The sequence below is a fragment of the Telluria sp. LT2P80 genome, assembly GCF_059685955.1.
The window spans coordinates 275,790-294,098 of record NZ_JCASIO010000007.1; the positions used below are offsets into that span (position 1 = coordinate 275,790).

Annotated in this window: 13 protein-coding genes; 5 read left to right on the plus strand and 8 right to left on the minus strand. The window is 66.0% G+C overall.

The window, feature by feature from the left end; translation table 11 throughout:
* Nucleotides 1-296 precede the first annotated feature (296 nt).
* From AC56LW_RS18700 to AC56LW_RS18735, 8 genes are all read right to left on the minus strand, one after another.
* Nucleotides 297-1,298 carry a succinylglutamate desuccinylase gene (locus AC56LW_RS18700; RefSeq protein WP_499636701.1) on the minus strand — a complete coding sequence of 334 codons (1,002 nt, stop codon included), beginning with the start codon at nucleotides 1,296-1,298 and terminating at the stop codon, nucleotides 297-299.
* Nucleotides 1,299-1,311: 13 nt separating this feature from the next.
* On the minus strand, nucleotides 1,312-6,018 hold the full coding sequence (locus AC56LW_RS18705; protein WP_499636703.1) for an NAD-glutamate dehydrogenase domain-containing protein: 4,707 nt from the start codon (nucleotides 6,016-6,018) through the stop codon (nucleotides 1,312-1,314).
* A 98-nt stretch (nucleotides 6,019-6,116) separates the two neighbouring features.
* Nucleotides 6,117-7,457: an N-succinylarginine dihydrolase gene (gene astB / locus AC56LW_RS18710; RefSeq protein WP_499561277.1), complete on the minus strand. Its 1,341-nt coding sequence runs from the start codon at nucleotides 7,455-7,457 to the stop codon at nucleotides 6,117-6,119.
* A gap of 2 nt (nucleotides 7,458-7,459) precedes the next feature.
* On the minus strand, nucleotides 7,460-8,944 hold the full coding sequence (gene astD, locus AC56LW_RS18715) for a succinylglutamate-semialdehyde dehydrogenase (protein WP_499636705.1): 1,485 nt from the start codon (nucleotides 8,942-8,944) through the stop codon (nucleotides 7,460-7,462).
* A complete protein-coding gene (astA, locus tag AC56LW_RS18720) occupies nucleotides 8,937-10,016 on the minus strand; it encodes an arginine N-succinyltransferase (RefSeq protein WP_332533495.1) in 1,080 nt (359 codons plus the stop codon). The genes astD and astA overlap by 8 nt, the downstream gene beginning before the upstream one ends.
* Nucleotides 10,007-11,059: an arginine N-succinyltransferase gene (locus AC56LW_RS18725; protein WP_499636707.1), complete on the minus strand. Its 1,053-nt coding sequence runs from the start codon at nucleotides 11,057-11,059 to the stop codon at nucleotides 10,007-10,009. The genes astA and AC56LW_RS18725 overlap by 10 nt, the downstream gene beginning before the upstream one ends.
* 68 nt (nucleotides 11,060-11,127) lie before the next feature.
* Complete coding sequence (locus tag AC56LW_RS18730) at nucleotides 11,128-12,429, minus strand: acetylornithine/succinyldiaminopimelate transaminase (protein ID WP_258835945.1); 1,302 nt, start codon at nucleotides 12,427-12,429, stop codon at nucleotides 11,128-11,130.
* A 136-nt stretch (nucleotides 12,430-12,565) separates the two neighbouring features.
* The gene (locus AC56LW_RS18735) at nucleotides 12,566-13,504 is read right to left on the minus strand and encodes a GlxA family transcriptional regulator (RefSeq protein ID WP_183555994.1); all 939 of its coding nucleotides are present in this window, start codon (nucleotides 13,502-13,504) and stop codon (nucleotides 12,566-12,568) included.
* Between the two features lie 224 nt (nucleotides 13,505-13,728).
* Between AC56LW_RS18735 and AC56LW_RS18740 the strand changes: the two genes are divergently transcribed.
* The 5 genes from AC56LW_RS18740 to AC56LW_RS18760 all read left to right on the plus strand — a co-directional run bounded on the left by AC56LW_RS18740 (nucleotide 13,729) and on the right by AC56LW_RS18760 (nucleotide 18,247).
* Nucleotides 13,729-14,157, plus strand: coding sequence for a MarR family winged helix-turn-helix transcriptional regulator (locus tag AC56LW_RS18740; RefSeq protein ID WP_499636709.1), 429 nt, complete (start codon nucleotides 13,729-13,731; stop codon nucleotides 14,155-14,157).
* Complete coding sequence (locus AC56LW_RS18745; RefSeq protein WP_332533499.1) at nucleotides 14,154-14,435, plus strand: hypothetical protein; 282 nt, start codon at nucleotides 14,154-14,156, stop codon at nucleotides 14,433-14,435. The genes AC56LW_RS18740 and AC56LW_RS18745 overlap by 4 nt, the downstream gene beginning before the upstream one ends.
* Nucleotides 14,436-14,527: 92 nt before the next feature.
* A complete protein-coding gene (locus AC56LW_RS18750) occupies nucleotides 14,528-15,361 on the plus strand; it encodes an HDOD domain-containing protein (RefSeq protein WP_499636711.1) in 834 nt (277 codons plus the stop codon).
* Nucleotides 15,362-15,624: 263 nt separating this feature from the next.
* Nucleotides 15,625-16,422 (plus strand): 3-oxoacyl-ACP reductase FabG, encoded by a 798-nt coding sequence (fabG, locus tag AC56LW_RS18755; RefSeq protein ID WP_499636712.1) that lies wholly within the window; start codon nucleotides 15,625-15,627, stop codon nucleotides 16,420-16,422.
* Nucleotides 16,415-18,247 (plus strand): glycoside hydrolase family 15 protein, encoded by a 1,833-nt coding sequence (locus AC56LW_RS18760; RefSeq protein ID WP_499636713.1) that lies wholly within the window; start codon nucleotides 16,415-16,417, stop codon nucleotides 18,245-18,247. The genes fabG and AC56LW_RS18760 overlap by 8 nt, the downstream gene beginning before the upstream one ends.
* Nucleotides 18,248-18,309: the final 62 nt, after the last annotated feature.

Below are 18,309 nucleotides of genomic sequence, written 5' to 3' on the forward strand. Positions count from 1 at the left end.
CCATGCTGATACGGGAAAGACACTGTTGGAAGTGGCTAACGACCCAAAAAAGCGGGGGTCAGGTCTGACATTCGGACACGATCTCGACAATCGCGTAGTGCGAACCAGCTGGCACCAGGCCATGCTAATACGGGAAAGACACTGTTGGAAGTGGCTAAGGCTGAGGCCGTGTCCGAATGTCAGACCTGACCCCGGCTGTAAGGCTGAGGCCGTGTCCGAATGTCAGACCTGACCCCGGCTGTGTTATGAAAATACGTGTCGTCGACCGAAAAAAGCGGGCCGCGGCCCGCTTGGTCTTACCCGATGCGCACTACCATGATCCCGGCGCGCAAACCTACCCGGACATCCGGGTTCGGGAACACGACCAGTTCTTCGTTGTGCTGCACCGTGTAGGTCGTTGCACCATCCTGCGCGATGACGTCACCTTTGTGCATCGGCGTGAAGTTCCAGGTCTCGCGCCCTACCCGCATGCTGAACGCGTCGGATAGCTTGATGATCGACCGCGCTGTTGCGAACACGCGCGGTGGCGCCGTTGCTGGCTGCGCCGGTTGGCCGCGCAGCAGGCGCTCCAGCGCGCTTGAGGCGGCGGCAAACTGCGACAGGTCATTCTGCCCCAGCGTGCCAACACGACCCAGTTCAACCGTGCTGCTGGCCGCGCCGAGATGCTCGGCGGTGAAGTAACTGTAGGTGCCGGCCGATTCGGGGTTCATGATGATCGCTTCGATCCCTGCCTCGCCCAGCCACCCCATCAATCCCTCGCGCGCTGCGTCGGCAATCAGTTCCGGCACGATCGCGAACATCGGATAGTGCGACGGCCTGATTGCCGTGTGCAGGTCGAGGTGCCAGCGCGCAGGGCCACTGCCCTCGAAAAACGCGCGGGTCGCCTCGATCAGCACATCGGCGCGCCCTGCCTCGAACGTCCCGGCAAGCGAGCCGCGTTCGGCGCGGAACATCCGGTTCAGGTCCGCGTCGATGAAACGCTTGCCGGCACGGATGGCGTCAATATGCCCGACACACAGCATCAGGTCCACCGCCAGCACACTGGCGGAACGCGACAGCGCATCGACCAGATACGCCACCATCTCGATCGGCCCCGTCTCGTCGCCATGCACGCCAACCGACACCAGGACACTGGGGCGATCGGCGTCCGGCGTTGCGGCGCGCACCGTCAGGATCCCCGACGCTGGCAACGCGACAACAAAGCCGGCATCACGAAAACGCTGCGCGACCGCGCCGAAGTCCGCTTCGGCCAGCGCGCGCACCGCTTCAGGCAAGCCTGCTGCAGGTGCGGTGCTCATCTCAGTGCCCATATCACGCGGCCAGACGTTCTGGCGAGAGGCCTTCCGACAGCGCCCACACGTCCAGCATCGCCTGCTCCAGCTCCGTCGGCGGCGCAAAGCCCGTCAAGCCGCGCGCGGCGGTCACTTCGTCCACCGCTGCCTGCATGTCGTTGCCGTTGTGGCTCGCATGCTCGATCACCTGCAGCAGCAGGCGCTGTTGCGCGCGGCGCAGCGATTGCAGCGCGTAGTTGCGCAGCTGTTCCTGCGACTTGCTTTGCGCTGGCAGCTTCAGGCCCAGTTCCAGCGTGTCGATGCCGACCTGCTGGCGCAGCAAGGTGCCGACCTGCAGGAACTGCAGCAGCGACATGCCCTCTGGCCGTGGCACCGAGACCGCCGCGAACAGGAACGAGGCTTGCGACTCGATGATCTCGACCGCCTTCCAGGCCGCTGCAAACTGCGGCGGCAGGCCCGTATGGCCATCGGCCTCGGAGCGGAACTTGGCGGCCGCGCTTTCGTCGGCTTCGGCGAACAGCGTCGAGAGCTCGTCCAGGCCTTGCGAGCCTGGCGGCAGCGACAGCACGCCTTCGATCGTGGCGCGTTGCAGCGCGCGTGTGCGGTTGTCGACCGAGACCGACACGTCGCGCGGCACCACCAGAGCATCCGCGTCGAGCGCATCGAACACCGGCGCCAGGTGCAGCGCAGCCCAGGCCTTGGCCCACGCCTTGACGACTTCGGTGTCGTCGATGCGGTGTTCCAGCGCCAGGTCGCGCAGCATCAGCGGACCGCAGCGATTCACGGCTTCGTTGGCCAGCACGGTGGCCAGGATGGCGTTGGCCAGCGGATGGTCCAGCGGATCGCGGGTGGCGACCAGTTGCGCCGGGAAGTAAGGCCGCAGCAGCGAATCGGCCCAGACTTCGTCGGTCAGCGGCAGCGCAGCCAGCGTGCGCTTGAAGCGGTTCTTGACGTTGGCGATGACCACGGCCAGTTCCGGCGCGGTCAGGCCCAGGCCCAGCGCCTTGCGGCGCAGCAGTTCGGCGTCGCTCGGGAGCTGTTCGAGCTCGCGCGAGACGGCGCCTTCGGCTTCCAGATTGGCGATCAGGGCGATGTAGCCATCGACCACCGCGCCCGTGGCTTGCGCCTGCACTTCGCGCGTCAGCAAATGCGTCTGCAGCGTGTTGTCGCGCAGGACCAGGCGCTCGATCTCGCCGGTCATTTCGTTCAGCGTGCGGTTACGGTCGGTTTCCGACAACTGGCCGGCATTGACTTCGGTGTCGAGCCAGATCTTGACGTTGACTTCATGGTCCGAGCAATCCACGCCGGCCGAGTTGTCGATCGCATCGGTGAAGATGCGGCCACCGGCGAGCGCAAACTCGATGCGGCCGGCCTGGGTCGCGCCCAGGTTGCCGCCTTCGCTCACCACCTTGCAGCGCAGCTCATTGCCGTTGACGCGGATCTGGTCGTTGGCGCGGTCCTTCACCTGTGCATGCGTCTCGGTCGAGGCCTTGATATAGGTACCGATGCCGCCGTTGTAGAACAGGTCGACCGGCGCCTTGACGATGCGGTGCATCAGTTCCTGTGGAGGCAGCGATGTCTCTTCGATCTGCAGCGCCTCGCGGATCTGCGGCGAGAGTTCGATCGAGCGGGCATTGCGCGGGTACACGCCGCCACCGGCCGAGATCAGGCTCTTGTCATAGTCTTCCCACGACGAGCGTGGCAGCGCGAACATGCGCTCGCGTTCCTTGAACGAGACCTCAACATCCGGGGTCGGGTCCAGGAAGATGTGGCGGTGGTCGAACGCCGCCACCAGTTTCAGCTGGCGCGACAGCAGCACGCCGTTGCCGAACACGTCGCCCGACATGTCGCCCACGCCGGTCATCGTGATCGGGTTGTTGGCCAGGTCGTGGCCCAGTTCATAGAAGTGGCGCTTGACCGCTTCGAACGCGCCCTTGGCGGTGATGCCCATCTTCTTGTGGTCGTAGCCGTTCGAGCCGCCCGACGCAAACGCGTCGCCCAGCCAGAAGCCGCGCTGCACGGCGATGCTGTTGGCGATGTCCGAGAACGTCGCGGTGCCTTTGTCGGCGGCCACCACCAGGTACGGATCGTCCTGGTCGTGACGCACGGTGGCTTCTGGCGGCACGATCTCGCCGCGCACGCGGTTGTCGGTCACTTCCAGCAGGCTGGCAATGAACAGGCGGTAGACGGCTTCGCCCTCGGCGGCGACCACGTCGCGCGCCGCATCCTTCGGCATCTGCTTGCAGACAAAGCCGCCTTTCGAGCCGGCCGGCACGATGACGGCGTTCTTGACCATCTGCGCCTTCACCAGGCCCAGCACCTCGGTGCGGTAGTCTTCCATGCGGTCCGACCAGCGCAGGCCGCCGCGGGCGACCGGGCCGCCGCGCAGGTGCACGCCTTCGAAGCGGCGCGAGAACACGTAGATTTCGCGGAATGGCCGCGGCTCCGGCGCCAGCGCCAGGTCGCTCGTGTCGACCTTGAAGATGATTTTTTCGCCGCTGTTCTGGAAGTAGTTGGTACGCACGGTGGCCAGCGCCAGGTCGATCAGCGCTGCCATGATTTCTTCGGTGTCGGCGTGGTTCACGCCTGGCAGGCTGGTTTTCAGCAGGTACAGCGCGCTGCTGCCTTCGTTGCGTTGTTCGTCGGTCAGGGCCGGATCGAAGCGCTGCATGAAGCCGTTGACGAATTCCTTGACCAGGCCAGGCTGGGCGCGCAGCGTTTCAGCCATGTAGCGCACCGAAAACTTCGAGCCGAGCTGACGCCAGTAGCTGATGTACGCGCGCACCAGCTGCACTTCGCGCAGCGACAGGCCGCCTTCGATGGTCAGGCCGTTCATGCGGCCATCTTCGGCTTCGTCGTTGAACAGGGCCGAGAACAGTTCTTCGGCCACTTTGCCGATGCCCGGCTTGGTGAGTTTGGCGGCGCTTTCGGCGTCGACCGACAGCGCGGTCACGTAACGGCGCACGCCATCCAGGCCCGTGTGGCGGAAGGTCTGCTCGCGGTCGACCGCGATGCCGGCGTTCTGCAGCGCCGGCAGGATGCGCGACAGCGACGGCACGGTCTCGCTCGAATACAGGCGGATCGAGGTACCGGCAGCGTCATCCTGCTCGATGCGGGCGGTGACGCGATCCGGACGGCAGCGCGTCAGCAGCGCGTGCACGTCGCGGAACGCCGTTTCGGGCGCAGTGGCGGAGACAAAACTCACCGGCAGCGTCGGCACCACCTTGCGCATCAGGCTGCGCAGGCGGCTTTCATCGACGCTGTTGGTCAGCTGGGCAAAGCGGTCATGCCAGCCATCGAGCACGCCCAGCAGCGGCGCCTGCAGATCGGTTTCCAGGTCGAGCGGATAGCGGGCCGCGTGCGCGATCAGGTACACGCGTGCCAGCGGGCCATCGGCCACCAGGGTCTGGACGTCGACGTCGCGCGCGCCCGAGCTTTCCTTCAGGGCGGCTGCCAGGCTCGCGGCCACGGCAGCGCTGAAGCGCTCGCGCGGCAGGTACACCAGCACGTTCAGGTGACGGCGATACACGTCGCGGCGGGCAAACACCTTGGCGCGCGGCTGCTTGTACAGCGACACCACGGCGCTGCAGACTTCGGCCAGCCATTCCGGCTCGGCTTCCAGCGCTTCGTTGCGCGGCAGCGATTCGAGGATCTCGATGAATTTCTCGGCGCGGAAACCTTCCTGGCGCACGCCGGCGATGCCGAGCACCTTGGCCACGCGGCCACGGGCGAACGGCAGGCGCGCCAGCGGGGTCGAGGTGGCGGCGCGGGTGAACAGGCCAATGAAGCAATGCTCGCCCAGGATGCGGCCCTGCGCGTCGGTGTCGCGCACGCCGATGAAGTCCAGCGGCTGGTCGCGGTGCAGCGTGCCGCCCACGTCGGCCTTGACGATCGACAGTGTGTCAGCGCGGCGCGAGAGCGTATCGAGGTCACCCGGGATACTGGCCAGGCAATCGCCATACACCGGATGCGCGGTGTCTTTCAGCACGCCGATGCGGCTGCCCAGATCGCGTTCGAGTTCGCGCTCGCCCGCCTTGACAACGTAGTAGGCGTAGCCGAACGGCTCGAAGCCTTCGTTCTTGGCCCATTCGAGGAACGCGGCGGCTTCCTGGCCGTCCGGCGTGCCGGCGGCGGCGGCGGCTGCGGCCACGGCGGTCATGCGGTCGCCCATGGCGACGGCGTCGCGCTGCACGGTGGCGGCGTCGCTGGCGACCATGCGGATGCGCGCGGTCAGCTTGTCGAGTTCTTCGACCTGCAGTTCGTCGTTCAGCAGGCACAGGACGATGGATTCGAGCGGGCTGCCCGCTTCGCCGATGGCGGCCAATGCACCCGTGGCGTCGCGGCGTACCGGCAGCACGGCGTTCATGACACCGGCGGCGACGATGCGCTCCTTGCGCAGTGCCATGACGAACGAGTCGACCAGGTACGGGCGGTCATCGTTGAGAATCAAGAGTGCGGTGGCCTTGCCGCCGCGGCCGTCCGAGTAACCCATCGTGGCGATCTGCGCGCCAGGGCCGGTGCGCTGGGCCAGTTGCGAGAAACCGTCGACCAGCACGGGCGCCAGGCTTTGCGGCGCGGTGCCGGCCAGGTCTTCGTCGTCGAGCGACTCGAGCCAGGCGGCGATCAAGGCATTGACCTGCGCGCTGCCGGCCGATTGATTGGCCGAACCATTCTCGTTGATCAGCGCCAGCGTCTGGCCGCGCAAATCGTTGGGCATATCTTTCATCTTGCTTCTCCAAAGTTGTGTGCCTGGCGCGCAACCGGCTCGTGGCGTGGCGCTGCCCTGCTTTATATGGACAGGGATTACCCGTCCGAATCCTGCTGTTACAAGTCGTACAGCCCCGGCAAGCCGAGGATGCGTGTGAGTTCTTCCAGCGCGGCGGCGCATTCGAGCGCCAGCTGCGGGTCCATCAGATCCTGCGTTTCGATGCGGTCGCGATAATGGCGTTCGACCCACGCGACCAGTTGCGCGTACAGCGCCTCGGTCATGATCACGCCCTGGTGCATTGCGGCCGCCTCGGCATCGGTCAGCGCCACGCGCAGGCGCAGGCACGCCGGCCCGCCGCCATTGCGCATGCTCTGGCGCAGATCGAATTCGATCAATTCGTCGATCGGCCCACGGCCCGCCAGCAAGCCTGCCAGATAATCGGCAACTGCGGCGTTCTCGCGGCATTCGTGCGGCACCACCAGCGCCATGCGGCCATCGGCCTTGGACAGCAGCTGGCTGTTGAACAGGTAGCTGGCGACAGCGTCGCCCACCGCCACCTGGCTGCTCGCCACGCGCACCGGGTGCAGCTCGGTGCCGGCCACGGCCAGCGCGCGCCGCAGCGCGTCTAGCGTGCCCGCTTCATCGGCGAATGCCTGCTCGTGATAGAACAGCACATTGCCATTGCCGACCGCGATGACGTCGTTGTGGAAGACGCCCTGGTCGATCACGTCCGGGTTCTGCGATGCGAACACGGTGCGCGCCGGGTCCAGGCCGTGCAGGCGCGCGATGGCTTGCGACGCTTCGAGTGTCTGGCGCGCCGGGTATTTTTTGGGTGCCGGTGCGGACGGATCGAACTCGACGCGGCCATACACGAAGAACTCGACGCCGGCCGCGCCGTGGCTCGCGGCAAAGCGCGTGTGGTTGGCCGCGCCTTCGTCGGCAAAGGCCGGCACCGATGGCAGCGGGTCGTGCACCATGAAATGTTCGCTGTTGCCGAAGATCGCGCGCAGCGTGCGCGTGGCCTGCACGTGTTCTTCGGAGCGGTGCAGCTTGTTGTTCAGGTTCGCGGCCGTGAAGTGCACGCGGCCATCGAGCGAATCGGCCGACGGGCTGACAGTGGCCGCGTTGGCGGTCCACATCGGCGCGGCCGACCAGGCGCAGGCCAGGATCACGGGCGCCTCACGATAAGCGCGGGCCAGCACATCGGCATCGGTGCCCGAAAAACCCAGGCTGCGCAGCAACCTGAAATTCGGGCGGCCCTGCGGCGGCATCACTGCCTGCGCAAAGCCGCGCGCAGCCAGCTCGCGCATCTTGGCCAGGCCCTGCAAGGCGGCCTGGCGCGGATTGGAGCTGCTGCGCACATTGCTGAACGAGGCCACGTTACCGAACGACAGACCAGCATAGTTGTGCGACGGGCCAACCAGCCCGTCGAAATTGAATTCGCGTGCGTCGCGCATGGTCAGGCTCCTTCGGCCGGGAAGCGCAAGCCGGGCGACAGTTTGGCCGGCATGTCCAGCACGGGGTTCTCGATCGAGGCGACCGGATAGGCGCAATAATCGGCGGCGTAATACGCGCTCGGACGGTGGTTGCCCGACTTGCCCACGCCGCCAAACGGCGCCGAGCTGGCCGCGCCGGTGGTTGGCCGGTTCCAGTTGACGATGCCGGCGCGGGCGCGCACGGCAAAGCGCTGCCACAGGTCTTCGGATGGCGACAGCAGGCTTGCGGCCAGGCCGTAGTCGGTGGCGTTGGCCACGCGCAGCGCCTCGTCGAAACTCGCCACGCGGATCACTTGGAGCAAGGGGCCGAACCATTCTTCGTCCGGGATGCCTTGCGCGTCGGTCGTGTCGACGATGCCGGCCGTGACGAAGCCGGTGTTCGGGTCGAGCTGGCGCATTGCCAGCAGCAGCTTGCCACCCTTGGCAACCATGTCTTCCTGCGCCTGCACCAGGCGCGCAGCGACGGCGCTCGAGACGACGGGGCCCATGAACGGCTGCGGTTCGGCGTTCGACGGGCCAACCTGCAACTGTGCAGCCACGGCCACCAGGCGCGCCAGGAACGCGTCGCCGGCAGCGCCGTTTTCGATCACGAGGCGGCGTGCGCAGGTGCAGCGCTGGCCGGCCGAGATGAAGGCCGACATCACCGTGTGGTGCACGGCCGCGTCGATGTCTTGTACGTCCCACACGACGAGCGGATTGTTGCCACCCATTTCCAGCGCCAGCATCTTGCCAGGCTGGCCACCGAACTGCTTGTGCAGCGCGGCGCCGGTCTGGCTGCTGCCGGTAAACAGCACGCCGTCGATCAGCGCTTGCTGGCCCAGCGCGATGCCGGTGTCGCGGCCGCCGTTGACCAGGTTCAGCACGCCCTTTGGCAAACCGGCCTGCTCCCACAGCTGCACTGTCTTGACCGCCGTACGCGGTGCGTATTCGCTGGGCTTGAACAGCAGCGTGTTCCCGGCGATCAGCGCCGGCACGATGTGGCCGTTCGGCAGGTGGCCCGGGAAGTTGTACGGCCCGTAGACGGCGAACACGCCGTGCGGACGGTGGCGCAGCACGGCGTTGCCGTCGGCGACCTTGGCGACGCTCTCGCCGGTACGCGCGGCGTGCGCCTGGACCGAGATGTCGATCTTGTTGGCCATCGTCGCGACTTCGGTGCGCGCTTCCCACAAAGGCTTGCCCACTTCTTCGGCGATCGTCGCGGCGAGCGACTCGGCATTGTCCTTCAGCAGATCGCGAAAACGCGTGGCGATGGCGATGCGTTCGGTCAGCGGCGTCAGGGCCCAGGCTTCGAAGCTGTCATGCGCGGCTTGCGCGGCGCGCGCGATGTCATCCGGGCTCGAAGCATTGCTGGTCCAGGTCTGGCGGCCGGTCGACGGGTCGATCGTCGCGAGTTCAGGGCCGCTGCCGGCGAGCCATTCGCCGTTGATGTAATTCGAGAGATTAGCCATGGGTGTTTTTCCTGGTGTTGAGTGTCAGGGTACGCACATTGTCGCCGGCGGCGATGCGCAGCAGCGCCAGCTCGTCGGGACTCAGGACCACGCTGCCCGCGCCGGGCACGGCGCGCGTGAGGATCATCCGGAAGTCGTCCAGGCGCGTGTTCGACACCAGCATGTGTTCGGTGTCGTGGGCGACGTCCTTGGGTGCGCCTTCCAGCACCTCGCCGGCATCGATGGCCGGCAAGCCTTGCGCCGCCACGGCCAGCACGCTGTCGCGCACGGCGCGCAGTTCGGACACGCGGCCCTGCAGCACGGGGCCGGCGTCGAAAATATCGACGTAGCCTTCGTAATACATGCCCTCCTGCTCCAGCAGGCGGCGCGCCGGCTGGGTCGAGGTGTGCACCTTGCCGATGACATCGATGGCCGATTGCGGCAGGTAATCGACATACAGCGGCTGGCGCGGCATCAGTTCGGCGATGAAGGATTTCTTGCCGATCGCGGTCAAGCCATCGACGTGGTTGAAATCCATCTTGAAGAAGTGCCGGCCCAGGCCTTCGTAGAACGGCGAATCGCCGCCCTCGTCCTGGTAGCCGCGCATCTCGGCGATGATTTTTTCGGTAAACAGCTGCTGGAACTGGGCGATGAACAGGAAGCGGCTCTTGGAGAGCCACTTGCCATTGAAGCCCACGCGGTATTCGGGCAGCAGAAACAGCGAGCACAGTTCGGTCGAACCGGTGAGATCGTTCGACAGGTACAGCGTCTCCATGCGCGTGAAGACATTCAGCTCACGGCTGCAGTGCACCAGCGTGCCGATGCGGTAGTTGTAGAACGGTTCGGTCAGGCCCACCGCGCCCTTGATCGCGCAGACACCGGCGATGCTGCCGTCCTGCGGCTCTTCGAGCACGAACATGTAGTCGCGCTGTTCGGGGCGGATGGTTTCGGCAAACGACGCCTCGGACGTGGCCAGGCGCTGGCCCAGCATCTCGGGATCGGGCTTCAGCGTGGTCATGCCACTGCCGGCCTGGTGCGCCATATTGATCAGGGCGTCCAGGTCGGACGTTTTGGCGGCGCGGATCACGAGCATGATGCTTCTCCTTCGATGCGCAGGCAGACAACCTCGTCGCCCGCTGCGACGCCAAGCGCTTGCTGGACGTCGCGCGGCAGCGCGATCGTCGAGCCTTGTTCGAGCGGCGTGCAGTGCAGCGTCACGGCCCGGAAGCCGTTGTCGACGCTGGCGACGGCGTACGCCACCGGCGCGCCGTGATTCGGCGACTCCTGCCCGGCAGCGGCCACGCGCAGGCGCTGGGACGCGCCGAACGAACGCAGCGCGTTCTTGTGCGCCTGCAGGATCGGGCCGCCGTCGAAGATGTCGATGTACTCGTCGGCTTCAAAACCCTCTTGCGCCAGCAGATCGAACGCCATCTGGCCACCCGGATGGATCTGGCCCAGCGCCGCCTGGGCGTCGCCCGGCAGCAGCGGCACGTAGACGGGATAATGCGGCATCAGTTCGACGATCAGCGTGCGGTTGCGGGCGCCTTCGATCAGGCGCTCGGCTTCGAGAAAATCCATCTTGAAAAACTTGCGGCCCAGCGCATTCCAGAACGGCGACTGGCCATCGGCATCGACGCGCCCTGCCAGCGGCACGAAGAAACGGTCGCCAAAGCGGTGCGGCGCGAGCATCGCGTACAGCAGGCGCGCGCGCGACAGCAGCGCCGCCTCGACGCCCGCGCTCTCGCGGTTGCGGACAAAAAAGCCCGACAGGTGCGAGTAGGCAGTCAGCTCGGAGCACAGCGTGAGTGCGTGCACGTTGTGGCTGATGTTCAGGTCACGCGAGACCTGCTGGATGACATCGTTGCGAAACGCGAAATAGGTGCCGTTCGAGCCGGCCGATGCGTGGATGGCGGCGGTGCCGACGACCTCGCGCGAGCGCAGGTCTTCGAGCACGAACAGATACGATTCTTCGCTTGGAATATCGACTTGCGCGGCGAACGAAGCGAGCGAGCGCTCGACGGCGGCATTGATGCCTTCGCGCGTGCGCGGGAGCGTATGCACCCCCGGCATCGAAATAGCGGCCATCGCTTCGAGCGCGCCGATATCCGCGCGATCTACCGGACGGACAACATACATGTGGTCTCCCTGTGGGTCAGTGCGTGCAGCCGGCCGCCTTGGTCAAGGCGGCCGGCGGGTCCGATGCGTCAGGCGGCGTCGGGTGCCGGCACGGGTGCCTCTTTGCGTGGCGCCGCAGGCTCGTCGATGGCGTCGGCCAGGAATTCGGCCACTGCAGCGCGCATGATGCGGTTCGCTTCCGCGATCTGCGCGTCCGAGACGATCAGCGCCGGCGCCAGGCGCACGACGTCCGGACCGGCGATCAGCAGCATCAGGCCCATCTTCTCGGCGATCTTGGTGAAGTCCTTCGAGCGGCCCTTCGAGGTTTCCGCCATCGGCAGGCCCAGGAGCAGGCCCATGCCGCGTGGCTGGCCGAACACCTGCGGGAAGTCTGCCGCCAGTTGCAGCAGGTTCGTCATGATCGCCACATTGGCTTCTTTTACGCGCGCGAGGAAGGCCGGCTGGTTGATGATCTCCAGGACCTTCAGTGCCACCGTGGTGGCCAGCGGATTGCCGCCGTAGGTCGTGCCGTGGCTGCCCACGCCCAGGTGCTGAGCGATCTCGGTGGTGGTGAGCATCGCGCCGATCGGGTAGCCGTTGCCCAGTGCCTTCGCCGACGTCAGGACGTCCGGCTTGACGTTCATCTGCTCGTAGGCGAACAGCGTGCCGGTACGGCCCATGCCCGACTGGACTTCGTCGAAGATCAGCAGCGCGCCGGTCTGGTCGCACAGCTCGCGCAGCGCTTTCAGGTAGTCCGGGTTGCCCGGGATGACGCCGCCCTCGCCCTGGATCGGCTCGACGATCACGGCCGCGACATCATCGGTAATCGCGGCGCGCGCGGCCTCGATGTCGTTGTACGGGATGTGACTCAGTTCCGGTGGCAGCGGCTCGAAGCCTTCGGTGTATTTCGACTGGCCACCGACCGACACGGTAAACAGCGTGCGGCCGTGGAACGAGGCCAGGCACGAGACGATGCGCGACTTGTGCGGACCGAATTTGGTATGCGCGTATTTACGGGCGAGCTTGAGCGCCGCTTCGTTGGCTTCGGCGCCCGAGTTGCAGAAGAACGCGCGCTCGGCGAACGTCGCTTCGGTCAGGGCACTGGCCAGGCGCAGCACCGGCTCGTTGGTGTAGCCGTTGCCAAGGTGCCAGAGGGTGTTGAGCTGCTTGGTCAGCGCTTCGTTCACTTCAGGGTGGGCGTGGCCCAGCGAGGTGACGGCGATGCCCGAGGTGAAGTCCAGATACTGCTTGCCTTCCTGGTCCCACAGGTCCAGGCCCGATGCGCGCACCGGCACCATGGCGGCCGGGGCGTAGGTCGGGACCAGGACGTCGTCGAAGGTCTGGCGGGTGACAGACCGCGTGGCGATACCCGAATCAAGCTGAGCGTTCATGGCTTTTTCCTCATCCAATCAATGTAAATGGTGCGGGATGCTTCTCCCGCATGATCAATTCATTATAGAAACGCTGGCCGACAACTTCTTTTAGAAGTGCGACAGGCATTTTCATTTTTGACGCTACCGGACGGCGCTATTGCGCCAGCTTCCGCTGCCGCTCTTCGCGCGGCGTATTGCCGAACAAGGCCCCGAACGCCGTCGAAAAGTGCGAGCCGGACGAAAATCCGCACATCAGCCCTACCTGCACGATCGAGTGATTGGTGTCGAGCAAGAGCTGGCGCGAGCGGCGCAGGCGCAGTTCGAGGTAGTAGCGCGATGGCAGGCTGCCCAGGTATTGCTTGAACAGGCGTTCGAGCTGGCGCCGCGAAATGCCGGCCAGCTGGGCGATCTCGTCGGTGGACAGCGGCTCTTCGATATTGGCTTCCATCAGCGCCACCGCCTCGGACAGTTTCGGTTGCAGCGCGCCGAAGCGGGCCTGCAGCGCCACGCGCTGGCGCTCGTCCGGGCCGCGCACGCGGTCGATGCACAGCGTCTCTTTCACTTGCGCCTGGACGGTCGCGCCAAACAGCAGGTCGACCAGCGTCAGCGCGAAGTCGATACTGGCCGCGCCGCCGCAGCAGGTCAGGCGGTTGGCGTCGAATTCGTACAGGTTGGGGGTGAGCAGGGCCTGCTCGGCCTGGGCATTGACGTCCGGGTACAACGCCCACGGCAGCGCCGTGCGCACGCCATGCAGGACGCCGGCGTCGGCCAGCCACAGCACGCCGGCGCCGACGCCGCCCCAGAACGGCGCGGCGCGGCAGCGCTCGACCAGCGCGCGCAGATTGGCCGGACGCAGCGCCGCTTCGGCTTCGTCGGCCACCAGCAGCACCAGGTGCCAGTGACGCTGGGCGTCGCCCATGAATTTGTCGGGACTGCGCACGTCGACGTGCAGGCGCTCGGGCCCCAGTACCTTGGCGGCCAGCCGCAGCGGCTGGTACAGCCCGGACCAGGTCAGCGCGTCCGGCTCGCCGGCATTGACCAGGAGCACGCGCAACAGCCGCTCCTGGGTCAGCAGGGACAGGTCAGGCTGCATCGCGGCGGATGGTCAGGGTCACGAATAGGAAATGGCCACAGGCCTGTGCAAACGACATGGGCGTACATCATACCGGAGAACATTCGCGCAACAAGCCTGTGCGGTCCACCCCGTCATATTGCGTACCGATGGACGCGCGGTGCAGCGGTCAGTGCAGCGGGCGGCTATAATCCCGGCCCATGGGGGAACGATATCTAAAAAGCGTCCGACTGCTGGCCGAGTGCATGCAGAGCTTCGAGCGCGTCTCGGGCGACGCCGTGCGCCAGAACGGTTTGACACACGCGCAGTTCGATATCATCGCCACGCTCGGCAACACGAGCGGCATGAGCTACAAGGAGCTGGGCGAGCGCACGCTGATCACCAAGGGCACGCTCACCGGCGTCATCGAACGCCTGGAGCACAAGGGCCTGGTGCTGCGCGAGCGCAGCTGCGACGACAAGCGCTCGTTCTTCGTGCGCCTCACGCCGGCCGGGGAACAGGTATTCTGCAACGTATTCCCGATTGTGATCGCACGCGGCAAGGAACTGTTCCACGCTTACAGCGACACCGACTTCGCCACGCTCGAAACCGCCCTGACGCTGCTGCGCACCCGCATCGCCAGCCACGGCACCGGTCCCCTGCCATCATCACCCCACCTGAAGGAAACGCCTTGAAAACCGCCCTCATCGACGACAAGAAGCCCGCCCATTTCGACAAGCACATCATCGGCAACATCCTGCTCGACGTCGCCCCACTGGACGAAGTCCAGCAAGAACCGATGCTGATCGGCGTGCGCAACGAAGCCGGCGACATCTACCGCCTCATCGGCGCAACCAAGCTCAACAGCTACATGAACGCGGTCGAAGAACTGTTCGATCTGGGCCTGGCCGACGAGCTGGAAAACACCGAAGAGCCAAAAGAAGGCTGCGACGCCATCTTCAGCGAAGCGTAATCCGGTCGCTGGGATGCCACAGGCCACCGCCCGTGGTTCTCTAGAGCAATATAGTTGGTCGCGTTCTGGTGGGTTGGGGGTATAATTTTTTGATGGACCAACTCTCTTCCCTCGACAGCATCGCTGCTGAAGCCAGCAGGGGCGAACTCACGTTTCCCACCAGCGTTCACGCATCGCTCAAGTTGCAGCGGGCGTTGAGTGAACCCGATTGCCACATCGACGCCGCTGCCCGCCTCGTACAGGCCGAGCCGCTGCTGGCCGCGCGCACCGTGGCGATCGCCAACTCGGTCGCCTACAACCGCTCCGGCAACGACGTCACGAGCGTGCCCGCCGCCGTGCAGCGGGTGGGCTTTCGCACGCTGGGCGCGCTGGCCGCGTCCGTCATCGTGCGCCAGCTGGCCAGCGAAATCCGCGACCCCGGCCTGCGCAAGAAGGCCGACCAGCTCTGGACACACTCGGCCCACGTGGCCGCACTGGCCCAGGTGATCGCGCGCCGCGTCTCGTTCGTCGACCCTGAAACCGCCCTGTTCGCCGGCATCGTGCATGAAGTCGGCGGCTTTTATCTGCTGTCGCGCGCCGAAGCGATGCCGGGGCTGCTTGACGATCATCTCGATGCCTGGCTCGACCACGGCGAAGCGGCCATCGGTCGCGGCGTGCTGCACCAGCTCGCCGTGCCGGCGCCCGTGATGAGCGCCATCGAAGCCTTGTGGGACGGCATGCGCGCGCTGCCACCCGAAACCCTCGGCGACACGCTGCTGCTGGCCAATGACCTGGCGCCGTTCCCGTCGCCGCTGTTCACGCCCGTGGGTGCCACGACTTATGCGGCCGCGGCCACCATCGACTTCGTGTTCGGCCACGGCACGCTCAAGGGCGTGCTGGAAGAGTCGGGCGAAGAGGTCAAGAGCCTGGCCTCGGCGCTGCTCTAGGCAAAAAAATGCCCGCTCGGTGACGAGCGGGCCAAAGTCCAAAACTAGGGATGTCCTGAAAGAGACAGCCTGATCTTATGTCTCGCGGGGTGCTCACTCGGTGCGGTGACTCACACTCACACCATCTTTTCGCACGGATTCAGTTCCCGTTTTTCCACACGCCATTGCCACCCATGGCATGCCGGTCGCATCCCCGCTTTCTGCTAAGGTCACGCCAATCACTGGCGTACGCAACAGTGCGTCCCGACCTTCTGGAGAATCCCATGAAAATCAGCTTGCAGGACCAGGTGGTGCTCGTCACCGGCGGCGATTCCGGCATTGGCCGCGGCATCAGCCTCGCGTTCGCCGAGGCCGGCGCCCAGGTCGTCGTCAATTACAACAGCAGCCGCGACAAGGCCGAAGAGGTCGTCGCGCAGATCACGGGCGCCGGAGGCCGCGCCGTGGCGGTACAGGCCAATGTCGCGAAGGAAGACGATGTCGGGCGCCTGTTCGACGAGACGGTCAAGGCTTTCGGCGGCATCGACATCCTGGTGGCCAACTCGGGCATCCAGAAAGACGCCCCGATCGCCGAGATGACGCTGCAAGACTGGCAAGCCGTCATCGACGTCAACCTCACCGGCCAGTTCCTGTGCACGCGCGCAGCCATCCGGCAATTTCGCGAGCAGGGCAACCGCGGCCGCATGCGCGCCAACGGCGCCATCCTGTGCATGAGTTCCGTGCACGAGATCATTCCCTGGGCCGGCCACGTCAACTACGCGGCCTCCAAAGGCGGCATCGGCATGCTGATGCGCTCCCTGGCGCAGGAAGTGGCGCCGGACCGCATCCGCGTCAATGCCATCGCGCCGGGCGCGATCCGCACGCCGATCAATGCCGAGGCCACCGAAGGTGCGGCAGCCGACAAGCTGCTCAAGCTGATCCCGTATGGCCGCATCGGCGATGTCGACGACGTCGCGGCGCTGGCGCTGTTCATGGCGTCCGACCTGGCCGACTACATGACCGGCACCACGGTGTACGTCGATGGCGGCATGGCACTGTATCCGGGCTTCGAAGACAATGGTTGAACGTTCAGATAATTCGGCCGGCACCCCGCCGCCCAGACCGATTGCCAACCACGGCGCCATCGGCAACCTGGCCACGATGGCACTCGTCGCTACCGACGGCACGATCGACTTTCTGTGCTGGCCCGACTTCGACAGCCCCAGCATCTTCGCCGCCTTGCTCGACCCGGACAAGGGCGGCCACTTCACGCTCGCGCCACAGATGGCCGATGCGCGCGTCGTGCAGACCTACCTGCCCGACACCAACGTCCTGCTCACGCAGTGGCTGAGTGACGAGGCCAGCGTCCAGATCACCGACCTGATGGCCGGCCCCGAGGAAATCGGTCACGGCGCGGCATGCGTGCTGCGGCGCGTGGAAGTCACGAAGGGCGAAGTACGGATGCGGCTCGATTGCCAGCCGCGCTTTGACTATGCGCGCCTGCAGCCCGAGGTCAGCATCACGCAGGACCAGGTGGTGTTTTCCGCCGCCGGCGCGCCGTCGCTGCGCCTGTGCGCGCCGGTCGACTTCACCGCTGTCGACGGCGGCGCCGGCGCCAGCTTCGTGCTGAAGGCCGGCGAGTCGATCGACATCGTCATGGACGAAGAAGGCGACCCGCCCCTTGACCAGGCGGCGCGCGACACGCTGGTCGTCGACGTCGTCGCGCACTGGCGCAACTGGGCCAGGCGCTCGACCTACAAGGGCCGCTGGCGCGAGGACGTCACACGTTCGGCGCTGGTGCTCAAGCTGATGACATCGCGCCGTCATGGCTCGATGGTCGCTGCCGCCACCTTCGGCCTGCCCGAGGTACTGGGCGGCTCGCGCAACTGGGATTACCGCTCGACCTGGATCCGCGACGCCTCGTTCACCGTGTATGCGCTGATGCGCCTGGGCTACACCGACGAAGCCAAGGCGTTCACGCGCTGGTCGGCCGAGCGGCCCAGCCATGGGCCCGATGACGGCCAGCTGCGCATTATGTACGCGCTTGACGGCGGCGAGGTGCAGGCCGAAGTCGATCTCGATCACCTGGCCGGTTATGCCGGCTCGCAGCCGGTCAGGATCGGCAACGATGCGGCGACCCAGCTGCAGCTCGATATCTTCGGCGCCCTGCTCGATGCGGTTTACCTGAGCAACAAGTATGGGGAAGCGATCTCGCACGCCGGCTGGCTGGGCGTGTGCCACGTGGTCGGCTTCGTGTGCGACAACTGGCGCCGGCCCGACGCCGGTATCTGGGAAGGCCGTGAAGCGCCGCGCGAGCACCTGCACTCGCAACTCATGTGCTGGGTGGCGGTCGACCGGGCGATCCGCCTGGCCAGCAAGCGCTCGCTGACCGCCCCGTTCGACCAGTGGATCGCGGCGCGCAACGACATCTCCAACTACATCTGGGCCACCTTCTGGAACAAGGAACTGGGCCACTTCGTGCGCAGCAAGGGCTCCACCGACCTCGATGGCGCGATGCTGATGATGCCGCTGGTGCGCTTCATCGGCTCGACCGACCCGCAGTGGCTGGCCACGCTCGACGCCATCGGCGACCAGCTGGGCGACGACGCGCTGGTGCTGCGCTACGACCGCGACGATGGTCTCGAAGGCGAAGAAGGCGCGTTCGCGGCCTGCTCGTTCTGGTACGTGGAATGCCTGGCGCGCGCCGGGCGCCTGGAGCAGGCGCACAACAATATGGAAAAGTTGCTCGCCTACGGTAACCACGTCGGGCTGTACGCCGAGGAGTTCACCGGCAAGGCCGAGCTGCTCGGTAACTTCCCGCAGGCGTTCACGCACCTGGCCCTGATCAGCGCCGCGACGTATCTCGACAGCGCGCTCGATGGCAGGAACAACCATCCGTGGCAGTTGTAGCGCAAGCACCTTGCACGCCACCTTTCAGGGCGGCGGCAAGATCATCGACCTGGCCGCGGCGT